The 4,930-nt window shown below is 72.4% G+C and carries 4 protein-coding genes; 1 reads left to right on the forward strand and 3 read right to left on the reverse strand.

Annotated features, from left to right (window positions below; all coding sequences use genetic code 11):
• Positions 1-355: DUF3499 domain-containing protein (locus GSF22_RS30530; RefSeq protein ID WP_208817376.1), on the reverse strand; the 355-nt coding region annotated here is incomplete at its 3' end.
• A 195-nt stretch (positions 356-550) separates the two neighbouring features.
• Here GSF22_RS30530 and GSF22_RS30535 point away from each other — a divergent pair.
• Positions 551-1,000, forward strand: coding sequence for a metallopeptidase family protein (locus GSF22_RS30535; RefSeq protein WP_208817377.1), 450 nt, complete (start codon positions 551-553; stop codon positions 998-1,000).
• A gap of 127 nt (positions 1,001-1,127) precedes the next feature.
• On the opposite strand, the gene GSF22_RS30540 is transcribed toward GSF22_RS30535, so the two are convergent.
• On the reverse strand, positions 1,128-1,388 hold the full coding sequence (locus GSF22_RS30540; protein ID WP_208817378.1) for a WhiB family transcriptional regulator: 261 nt from the start codon (positions 1,386-1,388) through the stop codon (positions 1,128-1,130).
• A 570-nt stretch (positions 1,389-1,958) separates the two neighbouring features.
• A complete protein-coding gene (locus GSF22_RS30545; RefSeq protein ID WP_208817379.1) occupies positions 1,959-4,658 on the reverse strand; it encodes a bifunctional FO biosynthesis protein CofGH in 2,700 nt (899 codons plus the stop codon).
• Positions 4,659-4,930 lie beyond the last annotated feature (272 nt).

A 4,930-nucleotide genomic window follows, 5' to 3' on the forward strand; every position in this document is an offset into this window, starting at 1 on the left:
GGATGACCCGGAGATGGCCACGGCGCCCGGTCTGCTGACCGGACGGCAGGTGGGATTCGTCCTCGGACGGCGGACGGGGGGCCGGACGCGCCGCCTCCCGGACCGCCTCGGCGAGCGCCACCAGGTCGTCCGTGGTGGGCGGCGGTGGCTCGAACTCCCCCTCGTGCCGGACCACGTCCCAGCCGCGTGGGGCGGTCAGGTTACGGGCGTGCGGCTCGCAGAGGTCGTAGGTGTGCGGCTCGGCGAAGGCCGCCAGCGGGCCCACCACCGCGGTCGACTCGTTATAGACATAGGTCAGCGTGGCGACCGCTTGCCGGGGGCAGCCGTTTCGGGAGCAGCGCCGTGGTGACCTCACGGGCGCAGGGTATCTCCATTACCGGGTCCGCCGCACCGCTTGGCGGCGCGACACGCCCGTAGCCGTGATCACAATTCGGCCGACCTGATCGACGGGTCCGGCGTACCGGGCGGCGGGTCCACCGGGAGGGTGCCACCCGGCGTGGTCCGACCGGGGAAAAGCGCAGGCCGAGCGGGTGGGGATACCCTGTGCACCATGACAAGTCCGGAACACCGCCGACCGGCACCGGGGCGCCGTGGGCATCGGGACCGGCACGGCCGCGGCCTGCGCGGTCGACTGGTGCCGGCCACCGTGCCGCTGGCCCGCACGAAGGCGGAGGTCTTCGACGACCTGGTGCTGGACACGGTGGAGACCCTGGAGCGACGCTTCGCCAAGGAACTGGCCGGGGTCGAGTTCGCCGTGGAGGACGTCCCGCCGGACCTGAACGTCTACGACTCCGACGTCCTGGAGGACGGCGAGGTGCCGCTCGCCCGGCTGCTGCCCGGGCGGCCGGGTCGGCAGGAGGTGCCGCCCCGGATCGTGCTGTACCGCCGCCCGCTGGAGTTCCGGGCCATGGACCGGGAGGATCTGGCCGACCTCGTCCACGACGTGATCATCGAGCAGGTGGCCAATCTGCTCGGCGTCGATCCCGACGAACTCGCCTGACGGTCCGGCGGGTCCTCGCCTGACGGTCCGGCGGGCCGGAGCCCTTTCCGGGCGCCTGCTCGACGGCGGGTCGGGAACGGGACCGGGCGGCCCCCACCGCCCCACCCGTGCCGCTGGTGCGTACCGCTCAGGCGACGACGCGCCGCTTCAACTTGCGCCGCTCCCGCTCCGAGAGCCCGCCCCAGATCCCGAACCTCTCGTCGTGACCGAGCGCGTACTCCAGGCACTCGGCCTTGACCTCGCAACGCGAGCAGATCCGCTTCGCCTCGCGGGTCGAGCCGCCCTTCTCGGGGAAGAACGCCTCGGGGTCGGTCTGCGAGCAGAGCGCCCGCTCCTGCCACTCCGGGGCGTTTCCGAGCAGGTCGGCCACCTCAAGTCGGCCGTCCATCAGATGCCTCCTTATCGCGCAGCGGCATCGGCGCCGCTGCAACCCCCCACGCGGAAGGCGCGTTTTGTCCGTCCGGTGACAAATTGATGCGCTCCGGGCGAACGACCCCATTGAAATTACACGCGTGTAATGCGTGCGTCGTCAAGCCGAACCTGGTAAACGGAGTCACCCTTCCGACGCGCCCGGACGGCCCACCTGAACCACCCGGCCCCGCAACCTGCCCTATCGATTCAGACCCCACCTGGGTAACGCCCGACCGGCGAGTCGCCTCGGAATTCGGCGTGGCGCGGGTTATGGAAAGCCGCGCACCCGGCACCGGACCTCGCCCCATCAAGATCAGAAACCCCGGCCCGGACAGGTTAACCCGATCCCCCGCACCACGCCCAACGAGCAGACGAACGCCCCTGGCCGGCCACCCAGCGGACCGCGCCTCCACCAACCGGCGACAACCGTCGGGTACCCGACGACAGAGCCAGCTCCGTCGGGTACCCGACAGTGCCGGAACGGCGCGGGTGCCACCAGACGGGACGGTCCCACCGTCCGCTGTGGAGGGTCGCCGGACGGGAGGGGTCAGCCGGCCCGGCGGTAGGCGGTGGTCCGCTGCCGGGCCGGCCGACCGGCCGCCACCGCGATCCGGCGCAGCTGCTCCTCGGTACGCGCGGAACCGTTCGCCGAACCGGCCATCCGCGAGATGGTCTCCTCCATCAGGGTGCCGCCCAGGTCGTTGCAGCCGCCCCGCAGCATCACCACGGTCCCCTCGTCACCCAGCTTCACCCAGGAGCACTGGATGTTGGCGATCCGGCCGTGCAGCAGCAGCCGGGCCATCGCGTGCACCACCCGGTTCTCCCGCCAGGTCGGGCCGGGTCGGGCGATGCCGGCGAGATAGATCGGCGCGTTCGTGTGGACGAACGGCAGCGCCACGAACTCGGTGAACCCGCCGGTGGTGTCCTGCACCCCGGCGAGCACCCGGAAGTGCGCCAACCACTGTCCCGGGTGGTCGACGTGGCCGTACATCATGGTCGAGCTGGACCGGATCCCCAGGTCGTGCGCGGTGCTGACCACCTCCACCCAGGCGGCGGTGGGCAGTTTGCCCTTGGTCAGCACCCAGCGGACCTCGTCGTCGAGGATCTCGGCGGCGGTACCCGGGATGGTGTCCAGCCCGGCGTCCCGCAACTCGGTCAGCCACTCCCGGACGCCCACCCCCGCCTTCGCCGCCGCCGTGACGATCTCCATCGGGGAGAAGGCGTGCACGTGCATCTCCGGCACCCGGCGCTTGATCGCCCGGACCAGTTCCGGATAGACCGACACCGGCAACTTCGGGTCGATGCCCCCCTGCATGCAGACCTCGGTCGCACCGGCCCGCCATGCCTCCTCGGCCCGGTCGGCGACCTGCTCCACCGAGAGCCGGTACGCGTCCGCGTCCCGCTCCCGCTGGGCGAAGGCGCAGAACCGGCAGCCGACGTAGCAGACGTTGGAGAAGTTGATGTTGCGGTTGACGACGTACGTCACGTCGTCGCCGACGGTGTCCCGGCGGACGTCGTCGGCCAGCCGGCAGACCTCCTCCAGCGCGGCACCGTCGGCGGCGAAGAGCGCCAGCGCCGCCGCCTCGTTCCGGGGATCGAGCAACGCCGCCGGATCGTCGGCCGCCAACCGTAGCCCGGCCCGCAGCTCGGCGTCGCCGGATCCACCCCCGACGACCGGCTGCCCCACCGGCAGGGCGGGCCCGGCGGCCGGACCGGTTGCCCCGCCGGTCGGGCCATCGGTCCGGGCAGCCTGGACGACGGGCTCAGCGGTCAGGCCATCAGCCCGGGCAGCCGGGACGACGGGCTCAGCGGTCAGGCCATCAGCCCGGGCAGCCGGGACACCGGGTGACGTGCCGGCCGGGACCGTGATCCGGGCGGCCACCGTGGCCCAGTCGCCGTAGACGCTGTCGAAGTCACCCCGCCGGTCGGTGCTGCGCCCGGCGGTGTCGATGGTCACGTGCAGGTCCGTCCGGCCACCCGGCACGAACCCGTCCTCCGGTTCCTGCCAGCGCCGGCCCACCGGCCGGGCTGCGGAGACCGCCAGCCCGGTGTCCGGGTCGGCGAGCGCCGCGACGTGCCCCGCCAGACGCGGATCGAGCCACGGCTCACCCCGCTGCACGTACGCCGGGTAGATGGTCAGCCGTTCGCGCAGGGTGAAGCCGGCCGCAGCGGTACGCCGGGCCAGCTCGTCGAGGTGCGGCCAGGGCCGCTCCGGGTTGACGTGGTCCGGGGTGACCGGGGAGACCCCGCCCCAGTCGTCGATCCCGGCCCGCAGCAGGAGGTCGAACTCCCCCTCGATGAGGTTCGGCGGGGCCTGGATGCGTACCCCCGGACCGAGCAGGATGCGCGCCACCGCCACCGTCGCGGCGAGATCGTGCAGCTCGGCGTCGGGCATGCCGCGCATGGCGGTGTCCGGCTTGGCCCGGAAGTTCTGCACGATGACTTCCTGGATGTGGCCGTACTCCCGGTGCGCCCGGCGGATCGCGAAGATCGAGTCGACCCGCTCGGCGGAGGTCTCGCCGATGCCGATCAGGATGCCGGTGGTGAAGGGCACCCCGACCCGCCCGGCGTCGTCGAGGACCCGCAGCCGGACCGCCGGCTCCTTGTCCGGCGAACCGTGGTGCGGGCCGCCCGGCTCCGACCACAGCCGGGTGGCCGTGGTCTCCAGCATCATCCCCATGCTCGGGGCGACCGGCTTGAGCCGCTGCAACTCCGACCAGTCGAGCACGCCCGGGTTGAGGTGCGGCAGCAGACCCGTCTCCTCCAGCACGGCGACCGCACAGGCCCGCAGATAGTCCACCGTGGACGAATAGCCCCGCTCGTCGAGCCAGGTACGCGCCGCCGGCCAGCGCTCCTCCGGCCGGTCACCGAGGGTGAACAGGGCCTCCTTGCAGCCCTGGGCGGCACCGGCGCGGGCGATCGCCAGCACCTCGTCGGTGTCGAGGAAGGCTGCCGGCAGCCGGTGCGGCACCGTGGCGAAGGTGCAGTAGTGGCACCGGTCCCGGCAGAGCCGGGTCAACGGGATGAAGACCTTCTTGGAGAACGTCACCACGCCGGGGCGGCCCGCGTCCCAGAGCCCGTGGTCCCGGATCGCCCCGGCGACCCGGCACAGCTCGTCGAGATCCGCACCCCGGGCACCGAGCAGCGTCACGGCCTCACCGGTGTCCAGCGCCCGGCCGTCCGCGGCCCGGCGCAGTGCGCGCCGTACCGCTGCGGGTGCCGGCCCGGATTCGCTGCTCTCGACCATCCCAGCAGTGTAAGGACCGGGCCGGACCAGCCAGTCGACGATCCCACCCCGGTACCAGCGGGAACGCCGGTCGACCCGGCCGAGCCGGCGGAGGGGGCCCGCAGGGGCGTCGACCAGGGCGTCGACAGGGGTGCCGACAGGAGTGTTATTGAGCAGTAGCCCAAACATGCCGTGATCGTTGGGTGTGTATGGGTGTTGTGGTGCGTGATACGCGGTCGCTTTCCCCTGCGGCGCAGGAGGATTTGCGTCGCAGGGTGGTGGCGGCGGTCAAG

It is taken from the genome of Micromonospora echinofusca, assembly GCF_017614955.1.
Taxonomy (GTDB): Bacteria; Actinomycetota; Actinomycetes; order Mycobacteriales; family Micromonosporaceae; genus Micromonospora; species Micromonospora echinofusca_A.

Coding starts and splice junctions, on each gene's coding strand:
- GSF22_RS30540 (WP_208817378.1), bottom strand. CDS start 1,388: ATGGACGGCCGACTTGAGGTGGCCGACCTGCTCGGAAACGCCCCGGAG.
- GSF22_RS30545 (WP_208817379.1), bottom strand. CDS start 4,658: ATGGTCGAGAGCAGCGAATCCGGGCCGGCACCCGCAGCGGTACGGCGC.
- GSF22_RS30535 (WP_208817377.1), top strand. CDS start 551: ATGACAAGTCCGGAACACCGCCGACCGGCACCGGGGCGCCGTGGGCAT.